We start from the raw sequence: 14,319 nt of genomic DNA, 5'->3' as shown, positions 1-14,319 counted from the left end.
TGCATGCCCGCGTTCCTTGCTGTCCTGGATGCCTGAGAACACCCAGCTCACAAGGGCGCGGGCCCTTTTTCAATCACCGACACGGCAACGGGGTCGATCGGCACCAGCCCCTACCAACTGCGAAGAGCCGGTTTTTCGAGAACCGGCACGAGCTGCTTCCCGGTCCGCAGACGAACCGGGAAGCAGCCGGAGAATCAGGGGCGCGGTGCCTTCGGACGCGCGACCGGCCGCGGCAGTGCACGCGTCAGACGCGGAGCCCAACCGTGCGACGGCCAACGCTTGAGACCCAGCCGGTCCGGCGTGACGCGAGTGTTCACGAACTTGCCCTCGAGCTCTTCGTCGGCCTCCCCAACGAACCGGTAGAGGATCGTGCCGCCGTTCTCCTCCGTGCGAGCGGCTGCCTCCCACCCGGTAGCGCGGTAGACCGCGCGGACGATGTTGTCGGCGACGACGATGATCGGCAGTCCGTCGATTCCACGCGCCGCCGATCCTGCCGGCCACGGCTTGGACGCGAGTTCGCGCACCGCAGCCGGCGACGCCTTCTTCGCTTCGTTGACCCGCAGCACCACGCATGGCGTCGGCAGCTCGGGAGCAGGCGAGGCCGAGTACTGACGGACGAGCTCCGCGATCGGGATCGCCGTGCGATCGGCTTCGGACTCCTCGGTTGCGCCCGCCAGGTTGGTGAGTACGCATTCGCCGCGGTGCGGTTCGGTCAGTCCGAGCGCCGCGATGACCGCTTCGGCCGTCACTGCGGCGGTGTGGTCGGCGTCGGTCTTAGGGTTCAGCGCGTCGGCCACGACGAAATGCTCCACCGCGTAGCCGGACTCGTAGACGGTTCGGACGCGCCGCAGAGCCGCCTCGGTCTCGGGGGTGGCCAGCGGTGTCTTCTCGCCGGCCTCGGTCAGCTTCGAGGTCTCTCCGAGCGCCGTCCAGACGAGGGTGAAGATGCGATTTCCGCGTCCGGCGCCGACGTAGAAGATGCTCCGGTCGCGAGGGTCGAGCAGGGCGTAGACGTAGGCGCCGAGCTGGTCGCAGATGTTCTTCGGAAGCAGTTTCGGGCTGGGGGCGCGGTCTTCGACATGGTTCACGAGAGCCCGCAGGACGGTCAGGCGCAGTGCCACGGGGACCTTGCCGGCGGAGCCGCCGAACAGTTCGCGGTTGGCTGCGTCCACGGAACCGAAGGTGCGTCCGATGTGACGGCTGAGGGCGCCGAGCGCGTGGGTGAACTCCGCAAGTCTCTGGCGTGGATCGTCCGCTGTATCCGGCAACTCGTTGCTGGTCAGGAACATCTGGATCTCGGGAGATTCCAACAGAGTTTGGGCAATGTTCGGAGGAACTGTCCACACTGTGCGCATAGAGCGACTCTAGGCCACACACAAGATTGGGGAGTCGCTCCGCGCAGGCGCCGCGCCGCCGAATCCGGAGGAAGAACCCGAGCCGGATAAGCTCGCGTGCCATGACAGCGGTGCGGACCCGTTCCCGTTCTCGGTTGTTGCGGGACACCGCGTCGTCCGCGCAGGTCGAAGCACTTCTGATCATCACGGTCGCGACCATCCTCGTCACCCGTCTGTACCTGCATCTGACGGGCTATCCGCAGGTCGGCGGGTCGGTCCTGCACATCGCTCACGTGCTGTGGGGCGGTCTGCTCATGGTCGCCGCGCTGATGGTCTCGTTGACCTTGATCGGCAGGGCGCCCGACCGCATCGCGGTGCTGCTCGGCGGTATCGGGTTCGGTCTCTTCCTCGACGAGGTCGGCAAGTTCGTCACGAAGACCAACGACTACTTCTACCGACCCTCGGTGGCGATCATGTACGTGGTGGTCGTGTTGCTGCTCGTCGTCAATCGAGCGGTGCACCTCCGTCGCGGGCCGTCGCCCGACGAGTATCTCGCCAACGCCGCGCTCACGGCGACGGACGGGCTCGCCCACGGCCTGACCCCGACCGATCGCGACCAGGCGCGAGTGCAGCTCGCACGCGCACGTGAGGGTGGAGTCGATCCCGAGGTCGTCGAACAGATCGATCTCCTGCTCGCCCGGTGCCGGAAGGTACCATCGCGCTTCTCGTGGGTGTCGCTCCGGCTGCCGGAGCGACTGCGAGGTGAGCGCAGCGTCCGCGTCGCGGCAGCCCTGCTCACCGTTTTCTCCGTCGGCATTCTCCTCAATGCCGCTGCGACCTTGGAGGAGGATCTCGCCGCGCGGACGAGCAACGTGGTGACCGTGATCCAGCTCGTCGGCTCCGGCGTCACCGTCCTGCTGTGCGTGGTGGGATCGGTGGGTTTGTGGCGCAGGCGGAGGTGGGCGATCCGTGCGCTCCGGACGGCCGCGTTGATCACCGTCTTCTTCGTCGACGTGCTGGAGTTCGCCGTCCAGGAGTTCGGGGCGCTGCTCAACGTCGCCGTGGGCGCCGCGGCGCTGTCGGTGTTCTCACACCACCTGCGTCAGATGTCCCGGCACGAGGCGTTGCCGGACACGGCGTGAGCAGGTGGGCCCCGCCGCAACCGTGTTGTGGACGAATCACGGCACCGCTGCCCACCGTGTGCGCTTCGTCGCATACCGTATAGACCGTGAGCACCCCAGCCTCTGACGCCACCGGTTCCGCGTCGACGTGGCCCGCGCTACTCACGTGGCGTGCGGCCGATGCGTCTCGGATGGAGTCGGTACGAGTACAGCTCTCCGGCCGCCGCATCAAGGCGTCCGGTCGCATCGTGGGTGCGGAGTGCACCGACCATCCGGCCTTCAGCGCGTCGTACGACCTGGTGACGGATGAGAACGGTGTCACCCGCCGATTGTCGGTGCGCACCACCCTCGCTTCGGGCGAACGGCACATGTCCCTCACTCGGTCCGAAGAGGGCATCTGGATGTCCGACAACGGCATCGACCATCAGCGGTCCACCTTCGGCGGGGCGTTGGACGTCGATGTGGTGTTCAGCCCGTTCTTCAACGCCCTGCCCATCCGCCGGCACGACCTGCAGGCCGGAGCCGACGACGTGGAGGTGCCCGTCGTCTACGTCAACCTCATCGATCTCAGCATCGAGGAGGCGACGGTCGTCTACAGCAGTGCGTCCGACGGCATCCATGTGCTGTCGCCGCGCTCGTCGTCGTCGGTGACCGTCGACGAGGACGGCTTCGTCCTCGAGTACCGAGGACTCGCCTCCCGCATCTAGGGCTGTCCCGACGCCTCCACCGCCATCGCCACGGCGAACGCGGCCGATTCGGCGGGGTGGCTGCCGTGCCCGTGCGTGCCGCCGGTGAGGCCGACGATCTGGAGTCCGACCGGCGACGACCCGCCGTCAGGAGCCGGCACCGACAGGGCCGGGACACCGAGGACGCTGAACGGGACACACATCTGCAGCAGCGGTGCGCGCAGCTCGACGGGATCGCTCGTCAGCGGCGCCGAACGCACGCCGGTAGTGACGGTGATCAGCGCGTCGAGCTTGTCCACGGTGCGGAGGCGGTGCACGACGTCGTGACGTAGTCGCGCCACCGCCCGGGCCGCGTGGATGTATTCGTAGGCCGGCCGGTCGCGTTGCGCGGCGAGCAGAGCGGCCGTCGGAGGCTGGTAGCGGTCGGGATCGGCTTCGAACCACGCGCGATGCGTCTCGTACGCTTCCGAGCCGGTGACCACGGGATACAGCTCGAGCATCTCGTCGGTCTCGGGCAGTTCCACGTCGACGACGCGGGCGCCCAGATCCGTGAGGGTGCGGCACGCCGTCTCGACGGCCTCGTCGAAGACGGGTGACAGATCCCAGATGCCGCCCCGCAGGCGTCCGATGCGCAGTTCGGAGACCGGGGTGCGCAGGTGCGCGATGCCCGGAAGGGCGCCCCACGCGAGTGAGGCGTCCAGAGCGTCGGCGGCGAGCAGACCGACGTGGTCGAAGGTCGTCGACAGCGGGAACACGCCCTGCTCGGGCAGGGCACCGAAGCCCGGCTTGAATCCGACGATCCCGCACAGCGCCGCCGGGGTACGGACGCTGCAGCCGGTGTCGGTTCCCAGCGCGACGGGCACGACGCCCCTCGCGACCAGCACTGCGGAGCCCGACGACGAACCACCGCTGATCAGGTCCGGGTTGTGGGGGTGGGGGGCCGCGCCGGACACATTGATCAACCCGGTGGGCCCGTAGGCGAACTCGTGGAGATGGGTCTTCGCCACCACGATGGCTCCGGCTTCGCGGAGCTTCTCGATGACGCGAGCATCGCGCCGGGCCGGAGGCGCATCGGCGAGGACCGCGCTGCCGCAGCGGGTGGGGAACCCGGCGACGTCGATGTTGTCCTTCACCGCGACCGCGACGCCGTGCAACGGGCCGATCCAGCTCCCGGCGGCGATCTGCTCGTCGGCGAGGGCTGCGGCTTCGAGCGCCGCCTCGTCGTTGCGGGCGGCGACGGTGTTCCCCCAGGGGGTCCCGACGAGGGCGTCGAGTTCGGCGAGAACCGAGCGGACGTGTTCGGTGGGGGTCGTCTTGCCGGTGGTCAGCGCCGAGGCGATGTCGCGGAGGTTCATCGTGTCCACACTCCACCGCGTCGTCCAGCCTCGCGGAACGCTGCGATCCAGCCCTCGTCGCCGGGCTGCGTGCCGACGATGGGGTCGCGACGGCGCTGTTCGTAGCGGGTCCGAGCCGCGTGACCGGCGCGGGTGAGTTCGGAGGTGCTGCGGTCGGCCAGTTGCTCCCGGGCCGTTCTCAGCACCTCGAGTGTCTCGTCCAGCGCGACCAGCAGGGCTTCCGCGTTGCCTTCGCACATCGCGTCGACCAGGGCCGGGGCCGTCGCGGCGACCCGTGTGCCGTCCCGGAAGGAGCCGGCGGCGAGACCGAGTGCGAGATCGCCGCCTCCGGCGCCCGAGAGGGCCAGCGCTTCGGCGAGGAGATGGGGGAGATGGGAGACTCGCGCGACCGCCGCGTCGTGCTCCCGGGATTCGGCGGGCACGACGACGGAGCCGCAGTCGAGCGCGAGGTCGGCGACCTGCCGCCACACCTCGGGATCGGTGCCGTCGTCGACGGTCACCACCCACACCGCGTCGCGGAACAGGTCGGCGGTCCCAGCGGTCCAGCCGGACTCCGCCGTACCTGCCATGGGGTGTCCACCCACGAAACGCCGCGACAGGCCGTGAGCGGCGACGGCAGCGGCCACTTCCGCCTTGATGCTCACCACGTCGGTGAGCGCGACCTCGGGGGCGTGCTCGGCCACCGCCTCGAGGATGCTGCCCACTGCCGGCATCGGCACCGCGATCACCACCAGGGCGCTGGTGTCGGCTGCGCGACGCAGCGTGGCCGTGAGGTCGGTGGACGCGTCGAAGCCGTCGGCGACGGCGGCCTCCACGGCCTGCGACGACCTGTTGTAACCCCACGCCTGCCTTCCGGTGGCCGCGGCGGCGCGCAGCAGAGAACCACCGATCAGACCGAGGCCGAGGACACAGACGGGCGGGGAAGAGACGGCTGAGGACACCTCATCAGGTTGGCATATCCCGTGCTGGGCTTCATTCACCGGACGTGGCCGACTACCGTTGCGCCCATGGCTGCACAGCGTGTAGGGAACAAGAGCCCTTCCGTGACCCAGAGCGGGAACCCCGCCGGGAATTCGAGCGACGACCTCGACGGCTTCGCCGTCGCCGTGACGCGGGAGGAAGGTCGTTGGAAGTGCCGGGTGTTGTCCGGTGCCGCACTGACGAGTCTCGATACCGCAGTGACCGAGTTGCGGGAGCTGAGAAGTTCCGGCGCAGTCTTCGGTCTGCTGAATGTGGACGACGAATTCTTCATCATCGTGCGTCCCGCACCTGCGGGAACGAGGTTGCTGCTGTCCGACGCGACGATGGCCGTCGACTACGACATCGCCGCCGACGTCCTCGATGCGCTGAACATCGAGATCCCCGATATCGATCCCGACGAGCTCGACGACATCGAGCCGTGGGAGGAAGGCGACCTCGGCATCCTGGCCGACATGGGTCTGCCCGAGCCGGTGCTCTCGGTGATCCTGTCGGAGACCGACCTGTATCCCGACGAGCAACTCGACGAGATCGCCCAGCGACTCGGTTTCGACGACGTCCTGGGTAACACCCTGGACAAGCTCCGTTAGATGGGGCTGCGCGACGACGAGGCATTGATCCGGGTCGCGCTGGAGGCCGCCGCTGCCGCGCCCGCCGGTGACGTACCGGTGGGCGCGGTGGTGTTCGGGCCGGACGGCACCGAGATCGCGCGAGCGGCGAACTCCCGCGAGGCCACCGGCGACCCCACAGCGCACGCCGAGGTGCTCGCTCTGCGCGCGGCAGCGCAGGTCTACGGCGACGGATGGCGTCTCGAGGGCGCAACCCTCGCCGTGACCCTCGAACCCTGCACGATGTGCGCGGGTGCGCTGGTGCTCTCCCGGGTATCGCGGGTGGTCTTCGGGGCGTGGGAGCCGAAGACGGGCGCCGTCGGGTCGCTGTGGGACGTGGTGCGCGATCGGCGCCTCACGCACCGTCCGGAAGTGCGCGGTGGTGTGCTCGAAGCCGAGTGCGCGGCCGTGCTCGAGGCGTTCTTCCGGGAACATCGAGGGCCGGCTTCGGAGCTGTGACCAGGCGATTTCAGGATGAGGCCTGCAATCCGCTAGAGTCGTCAGCGGTGGCGTGACCGAGCGGCCGAAGGAGCGCGCCTCGAAAGCGCGTGACGGGTAACCCCCGTCCGTGGGTTCAAATCCCACCGCCACCGCCAGAAGCCCCTTACCTGTTAGGGCAGGTGAGGGGCTTTTCTCATGCCTGCAGGTCGCCAAGGCCGGGTCCGAAGCATCCGCTACGGCTCTTGCTATCCGCCGCGGCAATTGCTGTGGCGGATAGCGAACTTGATTGCGAGTGGACTGCGGAGTCGACGAAGCGCCCGAGGGAGTGTGGGTCGGGCTACCTGCATCCGCCCAGGTCTTCCGATAGGTTCGCGCCTGCATGCTCGCAATCGGAAGGGGAACAGTGGATCGCGTCAGCTCGACGATCGTCGGACCCGCCGAGTCCGACGTCCCGCCGGCCGTTCTCGTGCACGGGGTGCTGGCCTGGGGAGACGACGAGACCTACGGATTCGGGCGGCAACGACCTTTGGGGGCGTCACGTCGGCTCATCCTGATGGACCGCCGCGGGCACGGCGACTCGCCGGATCTCGACGGGGCCCATCGCACCGACTACGAGGTAGATGCCGCCGACATCGTCGAACTGCTCGGTGACGGTGCCCATCTCGTCGGACATTCGTACGGTGCGGTCGCAGCGATGCTCGCAGCGGCGGAACGGCCGGACCTGGTGCGTTCGCTGTGCCTGATCCAGCCCGGATGCCTGAAGGTTGCGGAGAGCGAACCGGTCGTCGCCGAGAACCTCGCCCGCGCCCGCGCGTCCCAGGCAGCGCTCCCGCCCGAGCTCACTGCGGAGGACTATCTGCGTCTCATCACGGAGAGCGTCGGCATGCCGCCGGCGGAACCCACCCCGAAGCGACTACGCGCAGCGGCGACGTCGATGCGGGAGAGACCGTGCTGGGACGCCGACATCCCCCTCGAGTCGCTCGCGGCGGCGCCGTGGCCGAAGCTCGTCGTCGTCGGTGACTGGGCGGGCGCACCCGACGAGTACAAGCGGCTGGCGGGAGATCCGCTGACGGTCACGGCGCGGGTCGTCGCCGACCGGATCGGGGGAGAACTGCTCGAAGTTCCCGGTTTCTACCCGCACGTCCAGCAGCCGGAACGAGTCAACGAGGCGCTCGAGGAACTGTGGAGTCGGGCCGACGCCCGGTGACGAGAGGTCGGCCGACGGCGTCGGCGGCCATCACGGCGAACATCCACAGCCCCGCCGCGACACCGGCGACGGCTGCCACGGCAGGCGATGCGAGACCTCCTGCCAGACCGACGATTCCGATCACCAGCATTCCCCAGCCCATGACCCGGAACATCGCGCGGCCGAAGGCCCGTGCGAAGGGAACGAAGTGCGCACCGACGACGCAGACCACCCACGCGACCGTCAGTTCCGAACGATCGAACAACGCGAGAAGTCTTGCGCCACCGACGATCAGCACGACCATGGCCGCGACCGACACGAGGTAGATCGTCGATGCCTGCTTCGAGGGCGGCTCCAACTGCTCGAAACTCCGCGGCCGTATGAGCACGGCCCAGACGAAAACAGCGATGGCGCAGAACCATCCGACAACGACGATCCAGGTCCACGGTGATCCCAGAGCGGCACCGTTCACGAGCATGAAGGCCGACGCGCCACCCGCGCCGATCAGCGCTCCCCACACCTCGGGACGATGGGTCGCTCGGTAACCCCTCGCCGTTCCCGGCCCGAATCGCTCCGCAGGCGGTGTCGTGCGCATCCAGTTCCCCATTCCGAGTCGACCACCGATCCGCCGGTGGACGCTAGCGGATGGGCGGCCGGTCGTCGTCAGAGTTCGCGCCAACTCCCGTCGTTCATGTCGTGTCCGTGCGCGGCCATCAACATGAGGCCGCCGTCGACGGGGATCGAGCGCCCCGTCAGGTACGACGAGCGTGGGGACGCGAGGAAGGCGACGACGGAGGCAACTTCGTTGACGTGCCCGGGACGTCCGGTGGGGTTGCCCGGTCGCTCCTCGTGGAAGGCCTCGGATTCGTCCATGCCGGTCATGGGCGTGGAGATCTCACCGGGAGCCACCGAGTTGACCGTGATGCCGTAGCGGGCCCATTCGAGGGCGAGGCACTGCGTGAGCATGCCGAGGCCGGCCTTCGCCGTGCAGTAGGCGGAGGCGCCGTAGCGGGGGATGTGCTCGTGGACGCTCGTGATGTTGACGATGCGGCCGCCGCCCCCGGAGTCGATCATGTGTCGCGCGGCGCGTTGGGAGCACAGGAACGGGCCGTCGAGGTCGGTGGAGAGCATCTCCCGCCACCGTTCGAAGGACAGGTCGAGCACCTCGTCGCGGTGTCCGGTGCCGGCGTTGTTCACCAGCACCCCGAGACCGCCGAGCTTTCCGGTGAGTTCGTCGATCACATCGGCGGTGTCCGGGCTGGTCAGGTCCTGTCGGGCCACGAAGCACCGCTGTCCGCGCTGTTCGACCCCGGCGCGGGTGTCCTCGGCCCCGGCCTCGTCGGTGTGGAAGGTGATGCCGACGTCGAACCCCTCGGTGGCGAGCAGTTCGGCGGTCGCCTTGCCCATGCCGGAGTCGGCGCCGGTGACGATGGCGAGTCTGTCGTGAGCTGGAGTGGTCATGCGTCGTGGTTACCCATGAGCGCCCGCGGCACACTGCGAACCCACGGCAGACCGTGACCCACGGCAGACTGGGGCCATGCGACTGCTGCTGCTCGCCGACACCCACGTACCGACGCGCGCCCGCGACCTGCCGTCGCAGGTGTGGGACGAGGTGGCCCGCGCGGACGTGGTGATCCACGCGGGCGACTGGATGGACGTGACACTGCTCGACGCGCTGGAAGAGCGGTCCCGGCAGCTGGTCGCGTGTTGGGGCAACAACGACGGTCCGCTCCTGCGGGAACGGCTGCCGGAGGTCGCGCGGGTGACCCTCGACGGTGTGCGCGTCGCGGTGGTGCACGAGACCGGGGCGTCGACCGGGCGCGACAATCGGATGGCCGCGGCCTATCCCGACACCGACGTCCTCGTCTTCGGCCACTCGCACATCCCCTGGGACACGACCGCGCCGAGCGGATTGCGCCTGCTCAACCCGGGTTCACCCACCGACCGGCGTCGGCAGCCGTACTGCACCTACATGACCGCGACCATCGACGACGGCGTGCTCCGCGACGTCGAACTGCATCGGCTCGGGTGAGGGCGATCGAAGGGGAGGTTGTGTGCGTATTTTCGCGAACGGACGCACGCAACCTCCCCGAACTCAGTCGCTCGGGCCGATCAGTTTCCGCACGACTTTCAGGAGTTCGTCGACGTCCTCGGGCGGCGTCGTGCTTGTCTCGCCCGACATGGCGGCGCCGTAGTAGAGCCCGTCGCCGATGAGCATCACCGCTCGTGCCGCAGCGGGATCGGTGACCTCGTCGGACAGTGCCTCGAACCAGCCCTGATGGATGCGGCGCAGCGCCTGCTGGGCGCGCGGGTTCGCGGTCTGGCTCAGGCGGGTCAGGGCGACGATGGCCCGGTCGAGCGGGGTGTCGGCGAAGACCGAGGTGCGGATGTAGTAGGTCGCCGGTCCTTCGGGAGCCGCGCGCATCAGTTCGGCGTCGTCGGCTGCGAGTGTCTCGAGGTGTTCGGCGAGAGCCGCGACGAGGGCGTCCTTGGACGGGAAGTGATAGAGCAGACCACCTTTGGACACGTTCGCCGCCGCGGCGACGGACTCGAGTGTCGCGGCGCGCTCGCCCTGCTCGAGCAGGATCGTCACGAAGGCGTCGAGAAGTTTGGCGCGGGCGGCAGGGGCAGGTGGCACGGCCCGATCGTACGACGTGGTTACTGTACCGTCCAGCTGGTACAGTAACGACGGTTCGATTCCTCTCTCGCGAAAGTTCGATATCCGTGGCGACATCTGTGCCTGTTTCGGAACCCACCGTGACGAAGGCGGCTCCTCGGGACTGGGTCGCGCTCGCGGTACTGATGCTTCCGGTGCTGCTCGTGTCGGTCGACAACACCGTCCTGGCCTTCGCGCTGCCCGGGATCTCCTCCGCGCTGCAGCCCACCGCTGCGCAACAGTTGTGGATCATCGACATCTACCCGCTGGTGCTCGCAGGTCTGCTGGTGGCGATGGGCAGCCTCGGCGACCGCATCGGGCGACGCCGCCTGTTGATCATCGGCGCGACCGGATTCGCCGCCGTCTCGGTCGCTGCGGCCTACGCACCTTCCGCGGAACTGCTCGTGACCGCCCGCGGTGCACTCGGCTTCTTCGGGGCCATGCTCATGCCGTCCACGCTGTCGTTGCTGCGCAACATCTTTCTCGATGCCACCCAGCGCCGTCTCGCCATCGCGATCTGGGCCTCGTGTTTCGCGGCGGGCGCTGCACTCGGGCCGATCATGTGCGGATTCCTGCTCGAACATGCCTGGTGGGGCTCGGTCTTCCTGTTGGCCGTGCCGGTGCTGATCCCGCTGCTCGTGCTCGCGCCGATGTTCGTCCCCGAGTCGAAGGACCCGAATCCGGGCCGCATCGACATCGTGAGCATCGCGCTGTCACTGCTGACCCTTGCGCCGATCGTCTTCGCGATCAAGAAGATCGCCGACAGTGGCCTCGGTGCCGTCGCCGTCGTTCCGGCCGTGGTCGGTGTGGTCGCACTCGTCGCGTTCGTGCGCCGGCAGTTGCAGCGCCCGAACCCCATGCTCGACGTCCGTCTGTTCCGCGTGCCCACCTTCTCCGGTGCCGTCGCGGTGAACCTGCTGTCCGTCGTCTCCCTCGTGGGCTTCCTGTTCTTCGTGTCCCAGCATCTGCAACTCGTGATCGGACAGAGCCCGATGGAGGCCGGACTGAGCCTGGTCCCGGGACTGGCGGTGATGGTCGTGGCCGGGATGTCGGTCGTCGCGCTCGTGCGGTGGGTGCAGCCGTCGTCGATCATCGTCTGCGCGCTCCTGCTCTCGGCGACCGGCTACGCGCTGGTGTTCCTGCTCGCCTCACCGTCGGCGCTCACCCCGATCATCGTGGCGTTCGCGGTCCTCGGCGCGGGTATCGGTGCGGCGGAGACGCTGTCGAACGACCTCATCGTGTCGAGTGTCCCGCCCGCGAAGGCCGGTGCCGCGTCGGCGGTGTCGGAGACGGCCTACGAGATGGGTGCCGTGCTCGGTACGGCGATCCTCGGGTCGGTGCTCTCCGCGTCCTACACTGCGCATCTCCTGCTCCCTGCCGGGCTGAGCACGGAACAGTCGGAGGTTGCTCGGGAGACGCTCGGCGGCGCCCACGCCGTGGCCGGGAACCTGCCCGCCGACCGGGCCGACGCGTTGCTCGCCGCAGCAGGATCGGCGTTCGACAGCGGCGTCACGATCACCTCCGGGATCGGGGTGGTCCTCATGATCGCCTCCGCCGGAATCGCGTGGCTCACGTTGCGCCCCCGCAGTGACGTAGCACCCCACACGGAATCCGACATCGTTTAAATTTGCAGGATGCGGAAACTGGTGTGGGCGCTCGTCGCCGTCGTGGTCGTGGCGCTGCTCGGCTTCTTCGTCGCCCCATGGGTATACGGGACGTTCATCGCCGAGGACGACGCGCCCGCCGCGTCCGTCTCGACCGAAGGTGCCGAAGCCGCGACCGGTGAGCTCGACGGGGAGTGGACCGTCGTCGAGGGTGCCGAACCCAACCGCACCGCCGCCGGCTACACGGTGCACGAGATCCTGCGCGGCGCCGACGTCACCGTGGTGGGCAGCACCGATCAGGTCTCCGGTTCGGCGACCATCACCGACGGCACCCTCGAGGCCGCCGAGGTCGTCGTGCAGGTCGAGGGCATCACCACCGACAGTGGCCAGCGCGACGGCCAGTTTCGCACTCGGGTGATGGACACCGCGGCGCACCCGACGGCGACGTTCGCCCTCACCGAGCCCGTGGATCTGACGTCCCTGCCCGACGACGGCAGCATCGGTTCCGTCACCGCGACCGGCACGCTCACCCTGCGCGGCGCCGAACGGCCCGTGACCGTCGACGTCGACGTCCTGCGCACGGGTGAGCGTCTCGTGGCGTCGGGGAGCATCCCCACCACCTGGACCGATTACGGCGTGGAGCCGCCGAACCTCGGATTCGTGACGGTCGACGGCGCGGGCAGCGTCGACTTCCTCGTCACGTTCGAGCAGAACTGACGTTCTCGGTCTCCTCCGCGTGGGTCTGTTTCGGCGCCCAGCCGGGCGGGCCGAAGGCGTAACCGAGCTTGTCGCGGAACGTCCCGGCCGTACGCCAGTCGCGGGCGATCGCCCGGTACTCGTGCGTCTGCAGGTCCCAGATGTTGTACGTGCCGACGGGCTTGGTGAGCCCGTAGGTGGGCCGGTGGTCCTCGGCCTTGAAGGTGCCGAACATCCGGTCCCAGATGATGAGGATGCCCGCGTAGTTGCGGTCGAGGTAGTCGGGATCGGAGCCGTGGTGCACCCGATGGTGCGAGGGCGTGTTGAACACGAATTCGATCGGGCGGGGGAGCGTGCCGACCCGCTCGGTGTGCACGAAGAACTGGTAGACGAGGCTGACGGAGAAGCCGACGAAAACCATCCACGGTGGGATGCCGATCAGGGGGAGCGGCAGCCACATGATGATCTCGCCGCTGTTGTTCCACTTCTGGCGCAGCGCGGTCGCGTAGTTGAAGTACTCGCTCGAGTGGTGCGCCTGGTGGGTCGCCCAGACCAGGCGGACGCGGTGCGCCATCCGGTGGTACCAGTACCAGAGGACGTCGATGCCGACGAGCAGGATCACCCACGTGTACCAGGCGTCGGCGGGCAGGTGCCAGGGTGCGACGTAGACCCACAGGGCCGAATATCCGACGAGGGCCAGCACCTTCCATGCGGCGCTCGTGACGATGGAGACCAGACCCATCGAGATGCTCGCGCGTGCGTCCCGCTTCTCGTAGCCGCCGCGCGGGGGGCGGGTGCGTCCGTCGGGGCCCGGCTCGACGTGTTCGAGGGTGCGGGCCGCGATCCATTCGAGGATCAGGAAGGTGAGGAAGGCGGGAATCGCCAGGGTCACCGGATCGTGGAGGGGGTCGAGCAGCGACCCCCACGATTCCTGCAGGGTTTCCCACATCGCAACGACCTCCGATAGCTGTGAACAACCGTCCACATTACCGCTGGTGTGGCCTGGATCACCAGGGCGCTCGAATCGGGACCCGGGTGGCGACTCGCGTCCTCACGATTCCGGGTGGTTCGGTATTGCTGGTAGGAATTGACCCGTCCCGTCGAGACGGGCCGGCCGACGACATCAGGCAGCGCGAGAGGCATGGCATGCACATCACCGCGAGGGTCGACTACGCCGTGCGGACCCTGCTCGAACTCGCGGCGATCGAGGACGGTCGCCTGACGAAGGCGGAGACCCTCGCGACGGCGCAGACCATCCCGCACAAGTTCCTCGAGGCCGTTCTCGCCGACCTGCGTCGCGGTGGGTTGGTGAACAGCCGGCGGGGACCGGAGGGCGGTTACTGGCTCGCGCGACCCGCGACCGAGATCTCCATTGCCGACATCATCCGCACGGTCGAGGGCCCGCTGGCGTCGGTGCGTGGCGAGCGGCCCGAGGACGTCGTCTACAGCGGGGCGGCCGAACGACTGCAGGACGTGTGGATCGCGGTGCGTGTGAACCTGCGCGCCGTGCTCGAAGAGGTATCGCTCGCGGATGTCGTCACGGGAGACCTCCCCGGTTTCGTGGAGGATCTTACGAAGGATCCGGGCGCCTGGGAGCGTCGCCGGGTGTGAAGCCCGCGATAGGCCGGGAACGCCTGTGGGCGATGTCATAAAT

At 68.5% G+C, this 14,319-nt stretch carries 16 protein-coding genes and 1 tRNA gene; 10 read left to right on the top strand and 7 right to left on the bottom strand.

Translation table 11 applies throughout. From position 1 onward, the window contains the following. Positions 1-194 precede the first annotated feature (194 nt). Complete coding sequence (locus ACQR3U_RS10455) at positions 195-1,310, bottom strand: GIY-YIG nuclease family protein (RefSeq protein ID WP_006552544.1); 1,116 nt, start codon at positions 1,308-1,310, stop codon at positions 195-197. A 146-nt stretch (positions 1,311-1,456) separates the two neighbouring features. Between ACQR3U_RS10455 and ACQR3U_RS10450 the strand changes: the two genes are divergently transcribed. Both ACQR3U_RS10450 and ACQR3U_RS10445 read left to right on the top strand, forming a co-directional pair. Continuing rightward, the gene (locus ACQR3U_RS10450; RefSeq protein ID WP_230810478.1) at positions 1,457-2,476 is read left to right on the top strand and encodes a hypothetical protein; all 1,020 of its coding nucleotides are present in this window, start codon (positions 1,457-1,459) and stop codon (positions 2,474-2,476) included. An 86-nt stretch (positions 2,477-2,562) separates the two neighbouring features. Next, positions 2,563-3,162: a putative glycolipid-binding domain-containing protein gene (locus tag ACQR3U_RS10445; protein ID WP_072740572.1), complete on the top strand. Its 600-nt coding sequence runs from the start codon at positions 2,563-2,565 to the stop codon at positions 3,160-3,162. Here ACQR3U_RS10445 and ACQR3U_RS10440 read toward each other — a convergent pair. After that, positions 3,159-4,505 (bottom strand): amidase, encoded by a 1,347-nt coding sequence (locus tag ACQR3U_RS10440; protein ID WP_039586730.1) that lies wholly within the window; start codon positions 4,503-4,505, stop codon positions 3,159-3,161. The genes ACQR3U_RS10445 and ACQR3U_RS10440 overlap by 4 nt on opposite strands. Beyond that, on the bottom strand, positions 4,493-5,455 hold the full coding sequence (locus ACQR3U_RS10435; RefSeq protein ID WP_024102734.1) for a prephenate dehydrogenase: 963 nt from the start codon (positions 5,453-5,455) through the stop codon (positions 4,493-4,495). Before ACQR3U_RS10435 ends, ACQR3U_RS10440 begins: the two co-directional genes overlap by 13 nt. Positions 5,456-5,503: 48 nt before the next feature. On the opposite strand from ACQR3U_RS10435, the gene ACQR3U_RS10430 reads away from it, so the two are divergent. The 4 genes from ACQR3U_RS10430 (at position 5,504) to ACQR3U_RS10415 (ending at position 7,730) form a co-directional block, all read left to right on the top strand. Continuing rightward, positions 5,504-6,064 (top strand): tRNA adenosine deaminase-associated protein, encoded by a 561-nt coding sequence (locus tag ACQR3U_RS10430; protein ID WP_024102735.1) that lies wholly within the window; start codon positions 5,504-5,506, stop codon positions 6,062-6,064. Beyond that, the gene (locus ACQR3U_RS10425; RefSeq protein ID WP_006552538.1) at positions 6,065-6,541 is read left to right on the top strand and encodes a nucleoside deaminase; all 477 of its coding nucleotides are present in this window, start codon (positions 6,065-6,067) and stop codon (positions 6,539-6,541) included. Between the two features lie 46 nt (positions 6,542-6,587). Continuing rightward, positions 6,588-6,678: transfer RNA gene (locus ACQR3U_RS10420), tRNA-Ser, on the top strand. Between the two features lie 248 nt (positions 6,679-6,926). After that, positions 6,927-7,730 (top strand): alpha/beta fold hydrolase, encoded by an 804-nt coding sequence (locus tag ACQR3U_RS10415; protein ID WP_230810477.1) that lies wholly within the window; start codon positions 6,927-6,929, stop codon positions 7,728-7,730. Here ACQR3U_RS10415 and ACQR3U_RS10410 read toward each other — a convergent pair. After that, positions 7,684-8,229 carry a hypothetical protein gene (locus tag ACQR3U_RS10410; protein WP_039586726.1) on the bottom strand — a complete coding sequence of 182 codons (546 nt, stop codon included), beginning with the start codon at positions 8,227-8,229 and terminating at the stop codon, positions 7,684-7,686. The genes ACQR3U_RS10415 and ACQR3U_RS10410 overlap by 47 nt on opposite strands. A gap of 143 nt (positions 8,230-8,372) precedes the next feature. Further along, a complete protein-coding gene (locus ACQR3U_RS10405) occupies positions 8,373-9,170 on the bottom strand; it encodes an SDR family oxidoreductase (RefSeq protein ID WP_006552535.1) in 798 nt (265 codons plus the stop codon). A gap of 76 nt (positions 9,171-9,246) precedes the next feature. Between ACQR3U_RS10405 and ACQR3U_RS10400 the strand changes: the two genes are divergently transcribed. Further along, positions 9,247-9,741, top strand: coding sequence for a metallophosphoesterase family protein (locus tag ACQR3U_RS10400; protein WP_006552534.1), 495 nt, complete (start codon positions 9,247-9,249; stop codon positions 9,739-9,741). A gap of 63 nt (positions 9,742-9,804) precedes the next feature. On the opposite strand, the gene ACQR3U_RS10395 is transcribed toward ACQR3U_RS10400, so the two are convergent. After that, positions 9,805-10,347, bottom strand: coding sequence for a TetR/AcrR family transcriptional regulator (locus ACQR3U_RS10395; RefSeq protein ID WP_230810476.1), 543 nt, complete (start codon positions 10,345-10,347; stop codon positions 9,805-9,807). Between the two features lie 98 nt (positions 10,348-10,445). Here ACQR3U_RS10395 and ACQR3U_RS10390 point away from each other — a divergent pair, with 98 nt between their 5' ends. Together ACQR3U_RS10390 and ACQR3U_RS10385 are read left to right on the top strand one after the other, a co-directional pair. Continuing rightward, positions 10,446-11,990 carry an MFS transporter gene (locus ACQR3U_RS10390; protein WP_230810475.1) on the top strand — a complete coding sequence of 515 codons (1,545 nt, stop codon included), beginning with the start codon at positions 10,446-10,448 and terminating at the stop codon, positions 11,988-11,990. 9 nt (positions 11,991-11,999) lie between these two features. Beyond that, entirely contained in the window at positions 12,000-12,686 is a 687-nt protein-coding gene (locus ACQR3U_RS10385; RefSeq protein ID WP_006552531.1) for a YceI family protein, read from the top strand. Here the strand turns inward: ACQR3U_RS10385 and ACQR3U_RS10380 are convergent. Then, a complete protein-coding gene (locus tag ACQR3U_RS10380) occupies positions 12,667-13,614 on the bottom strand; it encodes a sterol desaturase family protein (protein WP_039586724.1) in 948 nt (315 codons plus the stop codon). The genes ACQR3U_RS10385 and ACQR3U_RS10380 overlap by 20 nt on opposite strands. Positions 13,615-13,811: 197 nt before the next feature. On the opposite strand from ACQR3U_RS10380, the gene ACQR3U_RS10375 reads away from it, so the two are divergent. Next, the gene (locus tag ACQR3U_RS10375) at positions 13,812-14,276 is read left to right on the top strand and encodes an RrF2 family transcriptional regulator (protein ID WP_019290305.1); all 465 of its coding nucleotides are present in this window, start codon (positions 13,812-13,814) and stop codon (positions 14,274-14,276) included. The last annotated feature ends 43 nt before the right edge of the window (positions 14,277-14,319 follow it).

It is taken from the genome of Rhodococcus sp. IEGM1339, from assembly GCF_050321925.1.
Taxonomy (GTDB): Bacteria; Actinomycetota; Actinomycetes; order Mycobacteriales; family Mycobacteriaceae; genus Rhodococcus; species Rhodococcus pyridinivorans.
This window is presented reverse-complemented; position numbering and strand designations above follow the sequence as displayed.

Excerpts from the sequence above, each read along its gene's own strand:
- ACQR3U_RS10450 (WP_230810478.1), top strand. The coding sequence starts at position 1,457 with ATGACAGCGGTGCGGACCCGTTCCCGTTCTCGGTTGTTGCGGGACACC.
- ACQR3U_RS10430 (WP_024102735.1), top strand. The coding sequence starts at position 5,504 with ATGGCTGCACAGCGTGTAGGGAACAAGAGCCCTTCCGTGACCCAGAGC.
- ACQR3U_RS10425 (WP_006552538.1), top strand. The coding sequence starts at position 6,065 with ATGGGGCTGCGCGACGACGAGGCATTGATCCGGGTCGCGCTGGAGGCC.
- ACQR3U_RS10405 (WP_006552535.1), bottom strand. The coding sequence starts at position 9,170 with ATGACCACTCCAGCTCACGACAGACTCGCCATCGTCACCGGCGCCGAC.
- ACQR3U_RS10400 (WP_006552534.1), top strand. The coding sequence starts at position 9,247 with ATGCGACTGCTGCTGCTCGCCGACACCCACGTACCGACGCGCGCCCGC.
- ACQR3U_RS10385 (WP_006552531.1), top strand. The coding sequence starts at position 12,000 with ATGCGGAAACTGGTGTGGGCGCTCGTCGCCGTCGTGGTCGTGGCGCTG.
- ACQR3U_RS10380 (WP_039586724.1), bottom strand. The coding sequence starts at position 13,614 with ATGTGGGAAACCCTGCAGGAATCGTGGGGGTCGCTGCTCGACCCCCTC.
- ACQR3U_RS10375 (WP_019290305.1), top strand. The coding sequence starts at position 13,812 with ATGCACATCACCGCGAGGGTCGACTACGCCGTGCGGACCCTGCTCGAA.